This is a genomic window from Wenjunlia vitaminophila DSM 41686 (assembly GCF_000380165.1).
GTDB lineage: Bacteria > Actinomycetota > Actinomycetes > Streptomycetales > Streptomycetaceae > Wenjunlia > Wenjunlia vitaminophila.
This window is the reverse complement of record NZ_KB904676.1, coordinates 1-13,867: the sequence shown is the minus strand read 5'-3', so window position 1 is coordinate 13,867 and position 13,867 is coordinate 1. Positions and strand designations below refer to the sequence as shown.

At 71.7% G+C, this 13,867-nt stretch carries 13 protein-coding genes and 1 pseudogene; 11 read left to right on the top strand and 3 right to left on the bottom strand.

Features of this window, described 5'->3' with window-relative positions; all coding sequences use genetic code 11:
- Positions 1-66: 66 nt before the first annotated feature.
- On the top strand, positions 67-780 hold the full coding sequence (locus A3IG_RS0116025; RefSeq protein WP_051087519.1) for a TetR/AcrR family transcriptional regulator: 714 nt from the start codon (positions 67-69) through the stop codon (positions 778-780).
- 95 nt (positions 781-875) lie between these two features.
- On the opposite strand, the gene A3IG_RS0116020 is transcribed toward A3IG_RS0116025, so the two are convergent.
- A complete protein-coding gene (locus tag A3IG_RS0116020) occupies positions 876-1,469 on the bottom strand; it encodes an ArsR/SmtB family transcription factor (RefSeq protein WP_040911641.1) in 594 nt (197 codons plus the stop codon).
- Between the two features lie 146 nt (positions 1,470-1,615).
- Here A3IG_RS0116020 and A3IG_RS0116015 point away from each other — a divergent pair, with 146 nt between their 5' ends.
- Positions 1,616-2,374: a hypothetical protein gene (locus A3IG_RS0116015; protein WP_018384589.1), complete on the top strand. Its 759-nt coding sequence runs from the start codon at positions 1,616-1,618 to the stop codon at positions 2,372-2,374.
- Positions 2,375-2,569: 195 nt separating this feature from the next.
- Positions 2,570-2,956 carry a 6-pyruvoyl trahydropterin synthase family protein gene (locus tag A3IG_RS0116010; RefSeq protein WP_018384588.1) on the top strand — a complete coding sequence of 129 codons (387 nt, stop codon included), beginning with the start codon at positions 2,570-2,572 and terminating at the stop codon, positions 2,954-2,956.
- Positions 2,957-2,989: 33 nt separating this feature from the next.
- Here the strand turns inward: A3IG_RS0116010 and A3IG_RS0116005 are convergent, their stop codons facing one another.
- A complete protein-coding gene (locus tag A3IG_RS0116005) occupies positions 2,990-4,222 on the bottom strand; it encodes a Cmx/CmrA family chloramphenicol efflux MFS transporter (RefSeq protein ID WP_018384587.1) in 1,233 nt (410 codons plus the stop codon).
- Between the two features lie 518 nt (positions 4,223-4,740).
- Here A3IG_RS0116005 and A3IG_RS0116000 point away from each other — a divergent pair.
- The 8 genes and pseudogenes from A3IG_RS0116000 (at position 4,741) to A3IG_RS0115965 (ending at position 11,935) form a co-directional block, all read left to right on the top strand.
- Positions 4,741-5,508, top strand: coding sequence for a hypothetical protein (locus tag A3IG_RS0116000; protein ID WP_018384586.1), 768 nt, complete (start codon positions 4,741-4,743; stop codon positions 5,506-5,508).
- Between the two features lie 332 nt (positions 5,509-5,840).
- The gene (locus tag A3IG_RS29960; RefSeq protein ID WP_018384585.1) at positions 5,841-6,623 is read left to right on the top strand and encodes a TetR family transcriptional regulator; all 783 of its coding nucleotides are present in this window, start codon (positions 5,841-5,843) and stop codon (positions 6,621-6,623) included.
- Between the two features lie 247 nt (positions 6,624-6,870).
- Positions 6,871-7,563, top strand: a complete 693-nt coding sequence (locus A3IG_RS0115990) for a carboxymuconolactone decarboxylase family protein (protein ID WP_018384584.1) — start codon at positions 6,871-6,873, stop codon at positions 7,561-7,563.
- A 353-nt stretch (positions 7,564-7,916) separates the two neighbouring features.
- Positions 7,917-8,959: pseudogene (locus tag A3IG_RS29955) on the top strand (energy-coupling factor ABC transporter permease).
- 3 nt (positions 8,960-8,962) lie between these two features.
- Positions 8,963-9,727: a cobalt ECF transporter T component CbiQ gene (gene cbiQ, locus A3IG_RS0115980; RefSeq protein ID WP_018384583.1), complete on the top strand. Its 765-nt coding sequence runs from the start codon at positions 8,963-8,965 to the stop codon at positions 9,725-9,727.
- A complete protein-coding gene (locus A3IG_RS0115975) occupies positions 9,715-10,494 on the top strand; it encodes an energy-coupling factor ABC transporter ATP-binding protein (RefSeq protein WP_018384582.1) in 780 nt (259 codons plus the stop codon). The genes cbiQ and A3IG_RS0115975 overlap by 13 nt, the downstream gene beginning before the upstream one ends.
- A gap of 47 nt (positions 10,495-10,541) precedes the next feature.
- Positions 10,542-11,339, top strand: a complete 798-nt coding sequence (locus tag A3IG_RS0115970) for an SDR family NAD(P)-dependent oxidoreductase (RefSeq protein WP_018384581.1) — start codon at positions 10,542-10,544, stop codon at positions 11,337-11,339.
- Positions 11,340-11,437: 98 nt separating this feature from the next.
- Positions 11,438-11,935 (top strand): universal stress protein, encoded by a 498-nt coding sequence (locus A3IG_RS0115965; RefSeq protein ID WP_051087523.1) that lies wholly within the window; start codon positions 11,438-11,440, stop codon positions 11,933-11,935.
- 45 nt (positions 11,936-11,980) lie between these two features.
- On the opposite strand, the gene A3IG_RS0115960 is transcribed toward A3IG_RS0115965, so the two are convergent.
- Complete coding sequence (locus A3IG_RS0115960) at positions 11,981-13,696, bottom strand: dolichyl-phosphate-mannose--protein mannosyltransferase (protein WP_018384579.1); 1,716 nt, start codon at positions 13,694-13,696, stop codon at positions 11,981-11,983.
- Positions 13,697-13,867: the final 171 nt, after the last annotated feature.

The window sequence follows — 13,867 nt, the reverse complement described above, 5'->3', positions numbered from 1 at the left end:
ATCGAACGTTGGTCCAGAGACTGGATCAACGATCCAGAGGTCGATCACCATACTAGGCTTGGCTTCGTGACGACGAGTGAGAACAGGCCGGGAGCGCCCGGGGACGTGTGGCTGCGACCTGGCAGGGGGCGGCGAGAGGCCCCTCCGCTCAGCCGGGACCGCATCGTCGAGGAGGCGGTGGCCCTGCTGGACGAGGAGGGCGTGGGGCGGCTGACCATGCGACGGCTCGCGGAACGGCTCGGGACCGGCTCCACCACCCTGTACTGGCACGTCAGCACCAAGGACGACGTGCTGGACCTCGCCCTCGACCGGATCTTCGTAGAGGTCCCCGTCCCGGAGGCCGACGCCGGGCACTGGCGGGAGGCCGTCGCCACCCTGATCAACGGCTGGCGGGGCGCGCTGCTGGCCCACCCCTGGTCGGCCACCCTCCTCGGCCGGCCGATGCTGGGCCCCAACGTGTTGACCCGCAGTGAGTACCTGCACGCCACCCTGCTCGCGGCCGGGTTCGCCGAGCCGCACCTGACCGCCGCGGCGTACGCGCTGTCCAACTACGTCATCGGTTCGGCCATGATGCAGGCCACGTGGCGGACGGGGGACGAACAGGCCGCCCGTCGGGTCGCCGGTGAGTACCTGCGGGCCCACAGCGACCGGTACCCCACCCTGGCGGCCCACGGCCCGCTGGTAGGCAACGACTGGGACGTCAGCTTCCGCCTCGGCCTCGACTACCTCCTCGACGGCATCCAGGGGAGTCGCGCCCCGGGGCAGCAGCCGCGGAGTTGAACGCGGGGGTGTGCGGCGGGGGTTCCGCGCGGGGTGCGGGGCGCACGGCCCATCCCTACTTCAGGCGCGCCGGCGAACGGGCTGCGCGGGGCGGCTCAGCGGTCCCGCTCCGGGGTGGCGGGGAGGGCGAACCACCGCAGGAGCACGGGGCGTGCGCCGGGCGGCGCCTCCTCGGGTCCACGGGAGAAACGCCTCAGCAGGTCGAGGTAGGCGTCGTGGAAACCGATCAGCTCCTCCCTGGTGAGGTGGCTGAGGCTCCGTGAACCCTGGAGCCAGCCACCCGAGTCGGCCTGTTCGGTGAGGAAGCGCCGGGCGAGCTGGATGTCCTCGTCGAGTCGCATTTCGTCCAGGGTGCGGACCGCCGCGCGTTCGCCCTCGGTCATCTCCTCCTGCGGCGGCCTGCGCATGTCGAGGCCGCGTGCTGCCCGCCACCAGCGTTCCCGGCCGGTGGCCCGTTCCGGGACGTCCTCGATGAGGCCGCCGCGCTCGAGCCTCCGCAGGTGGTAGCTGAGGGTCCCGGTGTTCTCGCCGAGGGCGGCGGCGAGGGTGGTGGAGGTGGCCGGCCCGTTGACGCCCAGGTGGCGGAGGATCTTCAGGCGCAGCGGGTGGGCGAGTGCCTTCAGGGCCGCCGGGTCACTGACGGTCCGCCGCTGGTCGCCGGGTGCGGGAGCCACCTCCGGTTCATCCATGGGGGCAGCCTACAGCGGGAAGTCTGCAGAGGAAATTCTGCAAGTTTTTCTCTGCAGAGCTATGTGTGCAGAGAAAAGTCTGCAAGTATCCGGGTCGTGGGACCACGTCCCACGCCCTCCACGTCCGTCCGCTGTCAGGAGCCCGCATGCCCCGCACCACCCCCGGTCACGCCCGCGTCCGCCGCTTCGCGGTGGCGCTCTCCGCTCTCGCCGTGGGGGTGACCGCCACCCCCGCAACGGCCCACGCGGAACCCGCGGGCACGTCACAGGCCCCCGCCCCCGTCGAGTTCGACACCCGGGGCTGCCCCGACCGCGCGGACCTCCCCGCCGGCGCCGCCCCAGCCGACTGGCGCTGCGAGGTGATGTCCGCGACCGGAAGGCTGACCCTGGGGCGCATCGACCAGGCCATCGACGTGCCCATGACGCTCACCTTTGCCGAGGGCACGGTGGACGGCGAGTACCAGCAGGTCTTCGGCGAGATGAAGGCCGCCCCCCTGCCGGTCCTGGGAACCACGTGGAAGGTCACCCCCCGGTACGCGGGCTACTCCGACTTCCAGGCCGACGACCAGCGACGCGGAGAACTGGCCCTGACGTTCCCGATCACCGGCCCGGGGGTGCCGCACGGCTGCACCATCGGCACCGACGACGCCCCGGTCCACCTGGTGCTCCAGCAGACCGATCCCACCACGGTGGTCTCCCGGGACCCGCTGGTCGTCTCGTTCGGCGTCGCGGACGACGGGTTCGCTGCGCCACGGGTGTCGGGCTGCGGCCGACTGGGGCCGGCGCTCGACGCCGTTCTCCGGCTGCCGTCCCCGTCCGGCGCCAACGCCATCGACCTGGACGCCCGCACCGCCCTGTACCCGTACGAGCAACTGGCGCCGGCCACACCGGCCCAGGCCGGCTAGCGACCCGGGGCAGGCGGTGCCCCGGCGAGTGCGGCGCCTCACCCGCGGGCTGACGGGTACTCACTGGTGACCGTGGGTGGAGCGCTGTTCTACGGTGGGCACAGCACTGCGTGCGGGAACGCCTCGCTCGCGACGCTAGGGATGTGTTGTGCCGACCGGGCACCTCAGGCGCGAGGTGGGGGAGCTGCAATCGCCATGTTGACGATCACCAAGGAGTTCCACTTCTCGTCGAGCCACGTGCTGGACCGACTCCCGGAGGGGCATCCCTGTGCCCGGATGCACGGCCACAACTACGTCGTGGTGCTGGAGCTCTCAGCGCCGCGCGCGGAGCTGAACCACGCCGGTTTCGTGCGCGACTACCGGGAGCTGGACGTCTTCAAGAAGTGGCTCGATGACACGCTGGACCACCGCCACCTCAACGAGGTGATGGACGGGGTCTCACCGTCGGCGGAGAACCTCGCGGTGTGGATACACGACCTGTGGCGGGAGCAACTGCCCGAGCTCACCGCGGTGCGGGTCTCCGAAACCCCCAAGACCTGGGTCGTCTACCGGCCGGCGCCGCTCCGCGGGCCGGCCGGCTGACCCGGGGCACGCTGCCGCGGGGTGGACCGTCGGTCAGCGACCTGGCTCCGCCCGTCCCACGGCAGCCGGTGCACCCTTCCCACGAGGGGTGCTCCGGCGCTGGAGCGACGCCGCGGCCGTGCCGCTGACCAGCGCCAGCGCCACCAGCAGCGCGCTGACCCACAGCGGTGAGCGGTAGCCCAGACCTCCTTCGAGCGCCAGGGCGCCGAGCAACGGGCCGACCGCGGCGCCCACGTTGAACGCGGCGGTGGCGAAGCCGCCGGCGAGCGTCGGCGCTCCCGGAGCGGCGTAGAGGACCTGGGAGACCAGCGTCGAGCCGACGCCGAACGCCAGGACACCCTGGACGAAGACCAGCAGGCAGGCCGCCACGGGGTTCCCCGCGGTCAGCGCGAGCAGGACCCAGCCGACGAGCAGCGCCACCCCGCCGGTGGCGAGGAGCCGCACGGGGCGGGTGTCGGCCATCCGGCCGCCGAAGGCGACCCCGAGGAACGCTCCGGCGCCGAACAGGGCGAGCAGTGCCGGCACCCGGTGCTCGGCGAACCCGGTGACCTCGGTGACCAGCGGTGCGAGGTAGGTGAACGTGCAGAACGTGCCGCCGTTCACCAGGGCGCCCAACGCCAGGGTCACCACCACGCGGGGTGCGCGCAACGCCCGCAGTTCCCCGCGCAGGCTCCGGGTGCCCCCGGGGGCGCCGTCGTCCCGTCCCGGTTGGCTGCCACCGGGCTCGTCTGGCACGGACCGCAGGATCGCCACCAGGGCCGGCAGTGACAGGAGGACCACTGCCCAGAACGCGGCGCGCCACCCCCAGAGCTGTCCGAGGAGCGCTCCGCAGGGAACCCCGACCACACAGGCGAGGGTGATCCCGCCGAGCAGGGCGGAGGTGGCCCGGCCCTTGGCGGTGGGCTCCACCAGACCGGCAGCCGTGGAGACGGCGACCGCCAGGAACCCCGCGTTGGCCAGTGCCCCGACGACCCGGGTTCCCAGCAGTACCGGGAAGTCGGTGGTGAGCGCGCCCACGACGTGCGCGAGGAGGAAGGCGAGCAGGAACAGCAGCAGTGCGCGGCGCGGCGACCAGCGTCTGCCGACCACCGCGAGTGTCGGGGCGCCGACGACCATGCCGACGGCGAAGGCAGAGGTCAGCGTTCCCGCGGTGGCGACGGACACGCCCAGGTCGTGGGCGATGTCCTCCAACAGCCCGGAGAGCATGAACTCGGACATCCCCTGGGCGAAGACGGCGAGCGCGAGTACGTGGAGCACGAGTGGCACGGGAGGCTTCCCACTTCTGACGGATCCGACAACCGGGCGGCACGGAGCCGTGGCGAGACCCGTGGTGAGGAGGGAGGGAAGGCCGTCCAGCCGGGTAGCGCGGCACCGCGCAGGGGACCCCGCGCACGTCACAGTGGTACGCAATCCGAGCAGAGAGCGGAAGTGACGTGCGGTCAGGTCACACAGTCCGCAGTACGGTGATCCGGCGGCGCGGGGGCACGGCCCACGGGGCTGTGGCCGGAGGGGGCCAACAGCTCGGAGGGGTCAGCGCAGGGGGCCACCGGAGGACCGGTGGCTAGCGTCTGGACGCCTCGGGACTGGACACGGGCGCAGACTAGCCAGGGGCTCCGCCGTCCGCCACCGAATTGTTCGCTGGCCCGCTCGCCCCCGCGCGGGCCGTGCTGCCCGGCTGGCCGACGTGTGACGTCGCGTGTGACGGCCGACCGAGGGGTGTTCTCGCAGGTGACGGGGCGAAATGCCGTGGCGTTCCGGGCGGTGCTCTGGCAGGGTGCGGCGGCGTGACAGACATCGACCGGATCACCATCACCACCTGCGCCCAGCGCCCGGAACTGATCGCCCGGATCTTCGACATCGCGGCCGACTGGCCGGAGTTCGTGCTGGCCGACCTGGTCGGCGACGCCCTGTTCGGGCAGGTGGCGCAGGAGTTCCCGGACTACTGCGTCGTGGCTACCGACGGTGACCGAGTGGTCGCCAGAGGACACGCCGTTCCGTTCGGCGCGGAGCTGCCCGGCCGCACCGAACTACCGGACCGGGGGTGGGACCAGGTGCTGGTGTGGGCGTTCGCCGACCGGCGCCGGGGGAACGCGGTATCCGTGGTCAGCGCGTTGGAGGTCTCCATCGACACGGAGTACACCGGTCGCGGTCTGTCCCACCGCATGCTGGCCTCGTTGCGGGAGGCGGCCACCCGGCAGGGCCACCACACGCTGCTGGTGCCGGTGCGGCCCACGGCCAAGCACCAACAGCCGCACCTGTCCCTCCAGGAGTACGTCCAGCAGCGACGTCCGGACGGTCTGCCGGTTGACCCCTGGCTGCGGGTGCACGTCAGGGCCGGCGGCACGGTCGAGGGGGTGGCGCCGAGTTCCATGGTGGTCAGCGGGTCCCTGGATCGTTGGCGGCAGTGGACGGGACTGCCGTTCGACCGGGACGGTGCGGTGACGGTGCCCGGCGCCCTGGTCCCGGTGCACTGCGACACCACACACGACCACGCGGTCTACGTGGAGCCCAACGTGTGGGTCCGGCACCGTCTCACGCCGCCCGTCGGCTGAGCGGACACACCGCGGCGGAGCCGCCTGGGGCCCGGGTCGACGTGTTCGATGTCACTGTTGGTCACGGTCGAAGGGCGTTGGCCATGGTTTTTCCGTGGGAGGCCCCGGTCGTTGCTCCGGTGGATGGGTCGGAGGTCAACAGGAGTTGACCGGGCGCTGTGCATCCGCACTGACCTCGGGTTTCTTGGGTGCTCTGGGTGTGGTGCCAGCGGTTTCGGGCGGGGCGCCCGATGCCCTGCTTGTCACTTCTGGTGGATTCGTACATGTTCAACGTCCGCCTGATTTTGAGACTGATACTTGCTTTTAGTCAAAGACAAGCTCAGACTCGCTACATGAACGAGCAGTTGGACTTGCAGGGGATCGGCAAGGCGGTGGTGCAACACCTCGCCGCCACCGGTGGTGAGGTCGCGGACCTCAGCCTTGCCGACCTCGCGGCGATCGCCGGGATCTCAAGGGCCACCCTGATCCGCAGGATCGGCAGCCGGGGTGCCCTGGACGAGGTGCTGGCCGCGGCCGGAGTGGAGTCGGTGCGACGGCGTTCCGTGGCCGAGAGGGCCGTGGAAGCCGCCGCCGGGCTCTACGCCGAACGCGGGGTCGCCGAGGTCACCCTGGACGCCGTGGCCGCTTCCGCCGGTTGTACCGTGCAGGCGATCCACGGCGGGCTCGGTGGCCGGGAAGGACTGCTCGTCGCCGTCTTCGAGCGGTACAGCCCGCTGCCCGGGATGGCGCTGGTCCTCGCTGACCTTCCGGACGACATCTACGAGGCCGCCCGGATGCTCTACAACGAGGTGCTCGGCGCCCTTCTCGGCAACCCGCCGGTGTTGCCGGCGCTGATCGCCGAGGTCTCGTCCCGGCCCAGCGGGGCCCTGGCAGCTCATGTTCGGGACAGCTATGGTCCGCGTACCGCGGGTCTGGTGGAGGACTGGCTCGCCCGACACCGTGCCCGTGGGACCGTACGTCCCCTGTCGATCAGCTCGGTGATGAGCCTGTTCGCCGGCCCGGCGCTGTTCCAGGCCAGCTTCGTCTCCGTCACCGGGCGGGTTCCTTCCCCTCAGGAGCGTGCGCGGCTGGCCAACGACCTGGCCGCTTCGTTCAGCAGAGCCATAGCCCCCTGACGCCCCGTCTCACCGCGCGACCCCGGGAGCCCCGGAGCCCCGCGCTCCCGGGACCCACCAGCACAGCGGCACAGCACATCATCTCCGCACCACAGGTACCACTCGGCGTCACCCACACGCCCGAGGGAACAACCGCACCTCCCCGTACCGAAGCCGCGGCCACACCGAGGCAGCGGTGGAGAGATCCGTGATCGACCCCGGTCCACATCCCCGATCGGGGTTTCCTGAAGCGAAGAGGAGATCCGTGATGGTGGAACTGCCCAGCCAGCCGCTCGCGGAGATCGACCCCGAGTTCCAGAAGCTCGGCCTGGAGACCGGCGGGATGACCTTCCGGCTCCCCCACCTGTCCGTGCGCCAGAAGGTGTTGCTCTGCCTGGCCAACGACATCTGCCGCGGCCATTCCGCGTTGGCGCTGCGCCTGCACATGCAGGCGGCGATGATGCACGGCATACCGTTCGCCGACGTTCTGGCGCTGGTGCGCTTCATCGCGCCCTACGCCGGCTACGCGGCGAGTGCGGACGCGCTCGCCTACCTGGGGGCGCTGCGCGCCCAGCTCGACCCGGACGCGGCCCCCGCGGCCGCGGAGCCGCCCACCGTGGATGCCGACGACGCCGCGGACGAGGCCCCGAAGTACGGCCTGACCAGCGACGAATGGGTGGCCGGGTTCATCGACTCCAGGACGGCCAGGGCCTGGGGAGAGAACAGGCTGAGCGCCCAGGAGCGGTCCTGCGTGGCACTGACAGCCGATGTCGCCAACCAGACCCTCGGTGCGTCGTTCCGCTACCACGTCGAGCTGGCGTTGAAGAACGGGGTGACCCCGGAGCAGGTCAGGGACGTGGTCCGGTTCTCCAGCGAGTTCGGCATCGTCAAGGCCGCGGCCGCGCTGGAGTCCCTGGAGGACGTCCTCAGCCTGGAGGCCACGCCCGCGGCGACCGCGTGACCACTGTGTCGATGGTGACGCCGGGGCAACACGGAAACGGGCGCGCGACCGGGTCGCCCGCGGCCGTGGAGAACTGGGGGACACCGGACGCGCACCCTGACACGGGGCTCCTTCAGATGACGGCCGGACGAAGGGAGGGCGCATACGAACCCTGAGATGTAGGGCACCGAAAGACGACTGCTTGATGGCATGAACGTTCAGCGGGGCGCGCCTGCCGGGGCGCGCCCCGTTGCCGTTCACGCACATGACATAAATTTGCACCCCAGACGCTGTTGCAATCTGCTTGCAGTAGTTCATCATCGTCAGGGGTCCGATTCCGGCCCCGCAGGGCAAGCTCTTCGGGAAGGACCCCGATGCACGTACCCGACGGATTCATCGACGCTCCCGTGTCGGTGGCGGCCGGTGCCGTCGCCGTGGCGGGCGTCGCCCTCAGCCTGCGTGGTGCCCGCCGCGAACTGGACGAGCGCACCGCCCCGCTGGCCGGCCTGGTGGCCTCGTTCATCTTCGCCGTCCAGATGCTCAACTTCCCGGTCGCGTCCGGCACCAGCGGTCACCTGCTCGGCGGCGCGCTGGCCGCGATCCTCGTCGGCCCCTACACCGGGGTGCTCTGCCTGTCCGTGGTGCTGCTGATGCAGGGACTGCTGTTCGCGGACGGAGGACTGACCGCGCTCGGGGTGAACATCACCGACATGGCCATCGTCGGCGTGCCAGTCGCCTACGGGGTGTTCCGGCTGCTGATCACCGTGCTGCCGGCCAACCGGCGCTCGTTCACCGTGGCCGCGTTCACCGCCGCCCTGGTCTCCGTGCCGACCGCCGCCGGCGCCTTCACCCTGCTGTACGCCCTGGGCGGGGTCACTGACGTCCCGCTGGGCACCGTCGCCGCGTCGATGATCGGCGTTCACCTGCTCATCGGGATCGGCGAAGGAGTGATCACCGCGCTGACCGTGGGCAGTGTGCTCGCGGTCCGACCGGACCTGGTGTACGGGGCGGAACGGTTGCGCGTCCCACTCCAACTCCGCACCACACCAGCCACGGGAGGCGGACGGTGACCCGAAGGCCCCGCAGCAACAGGACGTTCCTGCTGGTCGGCGTCCTGGTGGCGCTGCTGCTCGCCGGAGTGGTCAGCTACTACGCGTCCAGCCGGCCCGACGGCCTGGAGAAGGTCGCCGCGGACAAGGGCCTCGACCGGGGCGAGGAGGAACACGACCTGGCCGACTCGCCGCTGGCCGACTACCAGACCGACGAGGTGGGCAACGAACGCCTCTCCGGCGGGCTGGCCGGGGTGATCGGGGTCAGCGCCACCCTGTTGCTCGGAACGGGGGTGTTCTGGGTGGTCCGCCGCCTGCCCCGCTCGCAGGGTCCCCGGACCGGCCCCGCCGACCCCGGGCGCGGCTGAGCCATGGGGGCCGGGCACGCGCACCGCCTGTACTGGGCCGCCGACTCACCGGTGCACCGCCTGCCGGCGCACTGCAAGCTGGTCGCCGTGCTCGCCTTCGTCCTGCTGGTGGTGGCCACCCCGGCGACCGCCTACGCGGCGTTCCTCGGGTACGCGGTCCTGCTGACCGCGGTCGCCGCGGCGGCCCGGGTGCCACCGGCGCTCCTGCTGCGCCGACTGCTGATCGAGGTGCCCTTCGTGGCGTTCGCACTGGCCCTGCCGTTCGTCGCGGGTGGCGATCGGACCGAGGTGCTGGGGATGTCGCTCAGCGTCTCCGGGCTCCACGGCGCCTGGAACGTGCTGGCCAAGGGCACCCTGGGCGTCGCGGCCTCGGTGCTGCTCGCGGCCACCACGCAGGTCTGGGCGCTGCTGATCGCACTGCAACGGCTGCGTGTGCCGACGCTGCTGGTGCAGATCGCCTCGTTCATGATCCGATACAGCGACGTGGTGGTGCAGGAGATGGCAAGGATGCGGATCGCCCGGGAGTCCCGCGGGTTCACCGCCCGTGGACCGCGAAGCTGGAAGGTGCTGGCCACCTCCGCCGGCGCGCTGTTCATCCGCACCTACGAACGGGGGGAACGGGTGCACCTGGCGATGGTGAGCCGCGGCCACACCGGCAGCATGCCGGTCCTCGACCAGCAGCCCGCGGGCCGGGCCGCGTGGGGGACCGCGGTCACCCTGCCCGCCGCCGCGCTGGCGCTGTGCCTGCTCGGCTGGTGGACCCGGTGACCGGGGCGCCGCGCGGCGGGCAGCTCCCGCCGAGCCTGGAGGTGTCCGGCCTGGCCTTCGCCTATCCCGACGGGCACCAGGCCCTGTTCGGGGTGGACCTGGTGGTCCGCCGGGGCGAGCGGGTCGCGCTGCTCGGCCCCAACGGCGCCGGGAAGACGACCCTGGTGTTGCACCTGAACGGCATCCTCACCGGCGGCCGGGGCCAGGTGCGGGTCGGCGGGGTGCCGGTGGACGCGGAGCACCTGCGGGAGGTCCGGCAGCGCGTCGGCATCGTCTTCCAGGACCCCGACGACCAGCTCTTCATGCCCACGGTCCGCCAGGACGTCGCCTTCGGACCGGCCAACTGCGGCCTGGACGGCGAGGAACTGCGGACCCGGGTGGAGCGGGCGTTGGCCCAGGTGGGCATGGCGGAGTTCGCCGACCGGCCGCCGCACCACCTGAGCTTCGGCCAGCGCCGTCGGGTGGCGGTCGCCACCGTGCTGGCCATGGAACCGGAGATCCTGGTGCTGGACGAGCCGTCGTCGAACCTGGACCCGGCCAGCCGCCGAGAGCTGGCCGAGGTGCTCGACGCCCTTGACGTCACGGTGCTCATGGTCACCCATGACCTTCCGTACGCGCTCCAGCTCTGCCCGCGGGCGGTGGTGCTCTCCGGCGGCACCGTGGTCGCGGACGGCCCCACCCGTGAACTGCTCTGCGACGAGGCCCTGATGCGACAACACCGGCTTGAACTGCCGTTCGGCTTCGACCCGCGCTCCGTGCGCGTGTGATCCACCCCACTCTTGTCGAACGGGCGATCGAGTGCTGGAGTTCCTCCATGACACCACCTCAGTCCACACGGTTCGAGGGGCACGCGGCGCTGGTGACCGGCGCGGGACGGGGGATCGGCGCCGAGATCGCCCGCCGGCTGGCAGCGGAGGGAGCGCAGGTCCTCATCGCCGAGCAGGACCCGGAACGCGCGGAGCGCGTCGCCGGGGCCATCGCCGACCTGGGCGGAACAGCGCTCGCCCACCCCTGCGACGTCACCGACCCCGACTCGGTCCGGGAGGCGGTGCGGCACGCCGTCACCGCGTTCGGCGGCCTGGACGTCCTGGTCAACAACGCCTACCGGTGCTCACCCGGCACCTTCGACGAACTCACCGACGAGCTGTGGGTACGTGACCTGGACACCACCCTGCTCGGCGCGGTCCGCTGCTGCCGCGAGGCGATGCCCCACCTCGTCGCCTCCGGACACGGCGCCGTGGTGAACATCGGCTCGGTCAACGGGGAACAGAACTTCGGCGGCGACGCCTACAGCGCCGCCAAGGCCGGACTCGCCAGTCTCACCCGCACGCTCGCCGGGGCGTACGGGCGACGCGGCGTCCGGGTGAACCTGATCGCCCCCGGCACCATCCGCACCCCCGTCTGGGACGACCAGACGACCGACCTCGACCAGGTCGCCACCCACTATCCGCTGGGCCGGGTGGGCNCCCCCGCCGACGTCGCCGCCGCCGCCCTGTTCCTCGCCTCCACCGACGCCTCGTGGATCACCGGCGTGACGTTGCCGGTCGACGGGGGCATCCTGATGTCGAACTCGGGCCTCCTGCGGTCGTTCGGGTTCGACCCGGAGCCCTGACCAGGCCGGTGGACACCGGCAGCGCCGGACGGACCAGGGCGACGCCCCGGCGGTGACCGTACTGCCGGACGAGACGAAGGGTGGTGGACCCGGTCACCATGCCCGCCGATGACTCGGACAGCCCGCACGGGCCCGCGGAGCGGGCCGCGGCCAGCCCCTTCGAGCTGGGCACCGACGGCCCGAAGGTCCTGGTCGTCGGGATCGACGGCTCCCAGACCTCCGTCCGGGCCGCCGCCTACGCGATCGGTCTCGCCCGCCGCCAACGCTCCCGCCTGGTCTTCCTCTACGTGAAGTCGGCCGCCGGGCTGTCCGGTGTCAGCGCCGGTGCCACGGCGCTGATGGCCAGCACCCAGGACGAGCTGGCCGCGGAGTTCGCCGCGACCATCCGGGCCTACATGGACGAGCTGGGCAAACAGGACTGGGAGTTCCGCACCGTGCGCGGAGACGTCTACACCGAACTGGCCCGCACCGCCGACGACGAGCGCGCCGACGGCGTCCTCGTCGGCGCCTCCAGCAAGGCGGGCCACCGGTTCGCGGGCTCCGTCGCCGTCCGACTGGTCAGGGCGGGACGGTGGCCGGTGACGGTGGTGCCGTAACCGGCCGGAACCGGCCCGGGCCCGCGGGGCCGTCCCCCGACGCCGTCAGATCCAGGTGTCCAGCCACATCCGGTCGCGCCAGCCATCGACCGGGATCGTCTCCCCCGTGAAGATCGGGTGGAAGTAGATGAAGTTCCAAACGATCAACAGCACCACCACCCCGGCCGCGACGGCCCCCCACATGCGGCGTTGCTCGCTGGCCCGCGCCGGACCCAGCAGGGCGCCCAGGGCCATGGCCACCGCCAGACACAGGAAGGGCACGAAGACCACCGCGTAGAAGAGGAAGATCGTGCGGTTCTGGTACATGAACCACGGCAGGTAACCGGCACCCACCCCACACAGGATGGCGCCCGCCCGCCAGTCACGGCGCAGCGCCCACCGGAACAGCAGGTACCCCAGCGCCACCACCGCCGTCCACCACAACAGCGGCGTGCCGATGCCCAGGACCTCCCGGGCGCACCGCTCCACCTCGCAGCCGTCGAAACCCTGCCGCGGGTCGTCGTAGTAGTAGGAGACGGGACGGCCCAGGACCAGCCAACTCCACGGGTTGGACTCGTAGGTGTGCGGCTCCTCGAGCGACTTGTGGAAGTCGTACATCTCGCTGTGGTAGTGCCACAGGCTGCGCAACGGGTCCAGGAAGTTCGGAAGCGGACTGGGGTGGTCCGACGCCCAGCCCCGGAAGTAGCCGCCGTCGGTGGCGAACCAGCCGGCCCAGGAGGCGACGTAGACCGCCAACGCCACCGGCACCAGCGACGCGAAGGCCAGCGGGGCGTCCCGCAACAGCACCGAGCGGAAGGCGGACCGCGCCCCGGCCACCCTCCGGGAACCCACGTCCCACAACACGGTGAGCACCCCGAAGGCCGCCAGCACGAAGAACCCGTTCCACTTGGTGGCGGCGGCCAGCCCCAGGCACACCCCGGCCGCCACCCGCCACGGCCGCCAGCCCAGCCACAGCCGGGCCCCCACGGCGTCGTCCGGCAGGTCACCGGGAAGAGCACCCGCCAGCCGGGCCCGCGCGGCGTCCCGGTCCACCAGCAGGCAGCCGAAGGCGGCCAGGACCCAGAACATCACCACCACGTCCAGCAGGGCGGTGCGGCTCATCACGAAGTGGAGCCCGTCCACCGCCAGCAACCCGCCGGCCAGGCAGCCCAACGCGGTGGAACGGAACAGCCGCCGGCCGATGCGGCACAACATCAGGACGGAGAGGGTGCCCAGCAGGGCCGGCATGAACCGCCAGCCGAAGGGCTCCAGACCGAACATCCACTCGCCGATGGCGATGGTCCACTTGCCGACCGGTGGATGGACGATGTACGAGGCGGCCGGATCCAGCGAGATCGTCGGCGTGGGGTCGAGGATCTCCGCGTTGACCTTCTTGCCCTCGCCCCAGGTGCCCTCGTACCCCAGGTGCAGCAGCGACCAGGCATCCTTGGCGTAGTACGTCTCGTCGAATATGACCTCGCGCGGCTGCCCCAGGTTCCGGAACCGCAGGAACCCCGCGACCACCGCGACCAGCAGCGGCCCCGCCCAGCCGGAACACCAGGCCAGCCGTCTGGCCAGTGCCGGGTTGGCACCCCACCCCTCGAGCATCCGCCGCGGGTCGGGCATCGGCGGGACCAACCGTTCGCGCACCGGTGTCCCCGGTCGCGGCGCGTAGCCGAACCGCAGCAGCTTCCGCTGCCAGGAAGCGGGACGGACAGCCACCTCCTCCGCAGGGCCCGGGTCGGCGCCGGCTGGTGCCTGGGTGGCGGTGTCACTGGTCACCGGGCCATCGTAGGGAAGGAAGGGGAGTGGGTGCGGCCTTACCTGTGTTCGCTCGCCGCCGGCTGCTTTTGTGTGTTCGCTCGCCTCCGGCCGCTTTGGGGTGCCCCTGCCGGCGTTCCTCAGCCGGCTCCCTCGTTCCTCGGTCGCTGGCTTCGTCTCTTGGCAGGGGCG

Excerpts from the sequence above, each read along its gene's own strand:
- A3IG_RS0115965 (WP_051087523.1), top strand. The coding sequence starts at position 11,438 with ATGCCCGCCGATGACTCGGACAGCCCGCACGGGCCCGCGGAGCGGGCC.
- cbiQ (WP_018384583.1), top strand. The coding sequence starts at position 8,963 with ATGGGGGCCGGGCACGCGCACCGCCTGTACTGGGCCGCCGACTCACCG.
- A3IG_RS0116015 (WP_018384589.1), top strand. The coding sequence starts at position 1,616 with ATGCCCCGCACCACCCCCGGTCACGCCCGCGTCCGCCGCTTCGCGGTG.
- A3IG_RS0115990 (WP_018384584.1), top strand. The coding sequence starts at position 6,871 with ATGGTGGAACTGCCCAGCCAGCCGCTCGCGGAGATCGACCCCGAGTTC.
- A3IG_RS0116010 (WP_018384588.1), top strand. The coding sequence starts at position 2,570 with ATGTTGACGATCACCAAGGAGTTCCACTTCTCGTCGAGCCACGTGCTG.
- A3IG_RS29960 (WP_018384585.1), top strand. The coding sequence starts at position 5,841 with ATGAACGAGCAGTTGGACTTGCAGGGGATCGGCAAGGCGGTGGTGCAA.
- A3IG_RS0116020 (WP_040911641.1), bottom strand. The coding sequence starts at position 1,469 with ATGGATGAACCGGAGGTGGCTCCCGCACCCGGCGACCAGCGGCGGACC.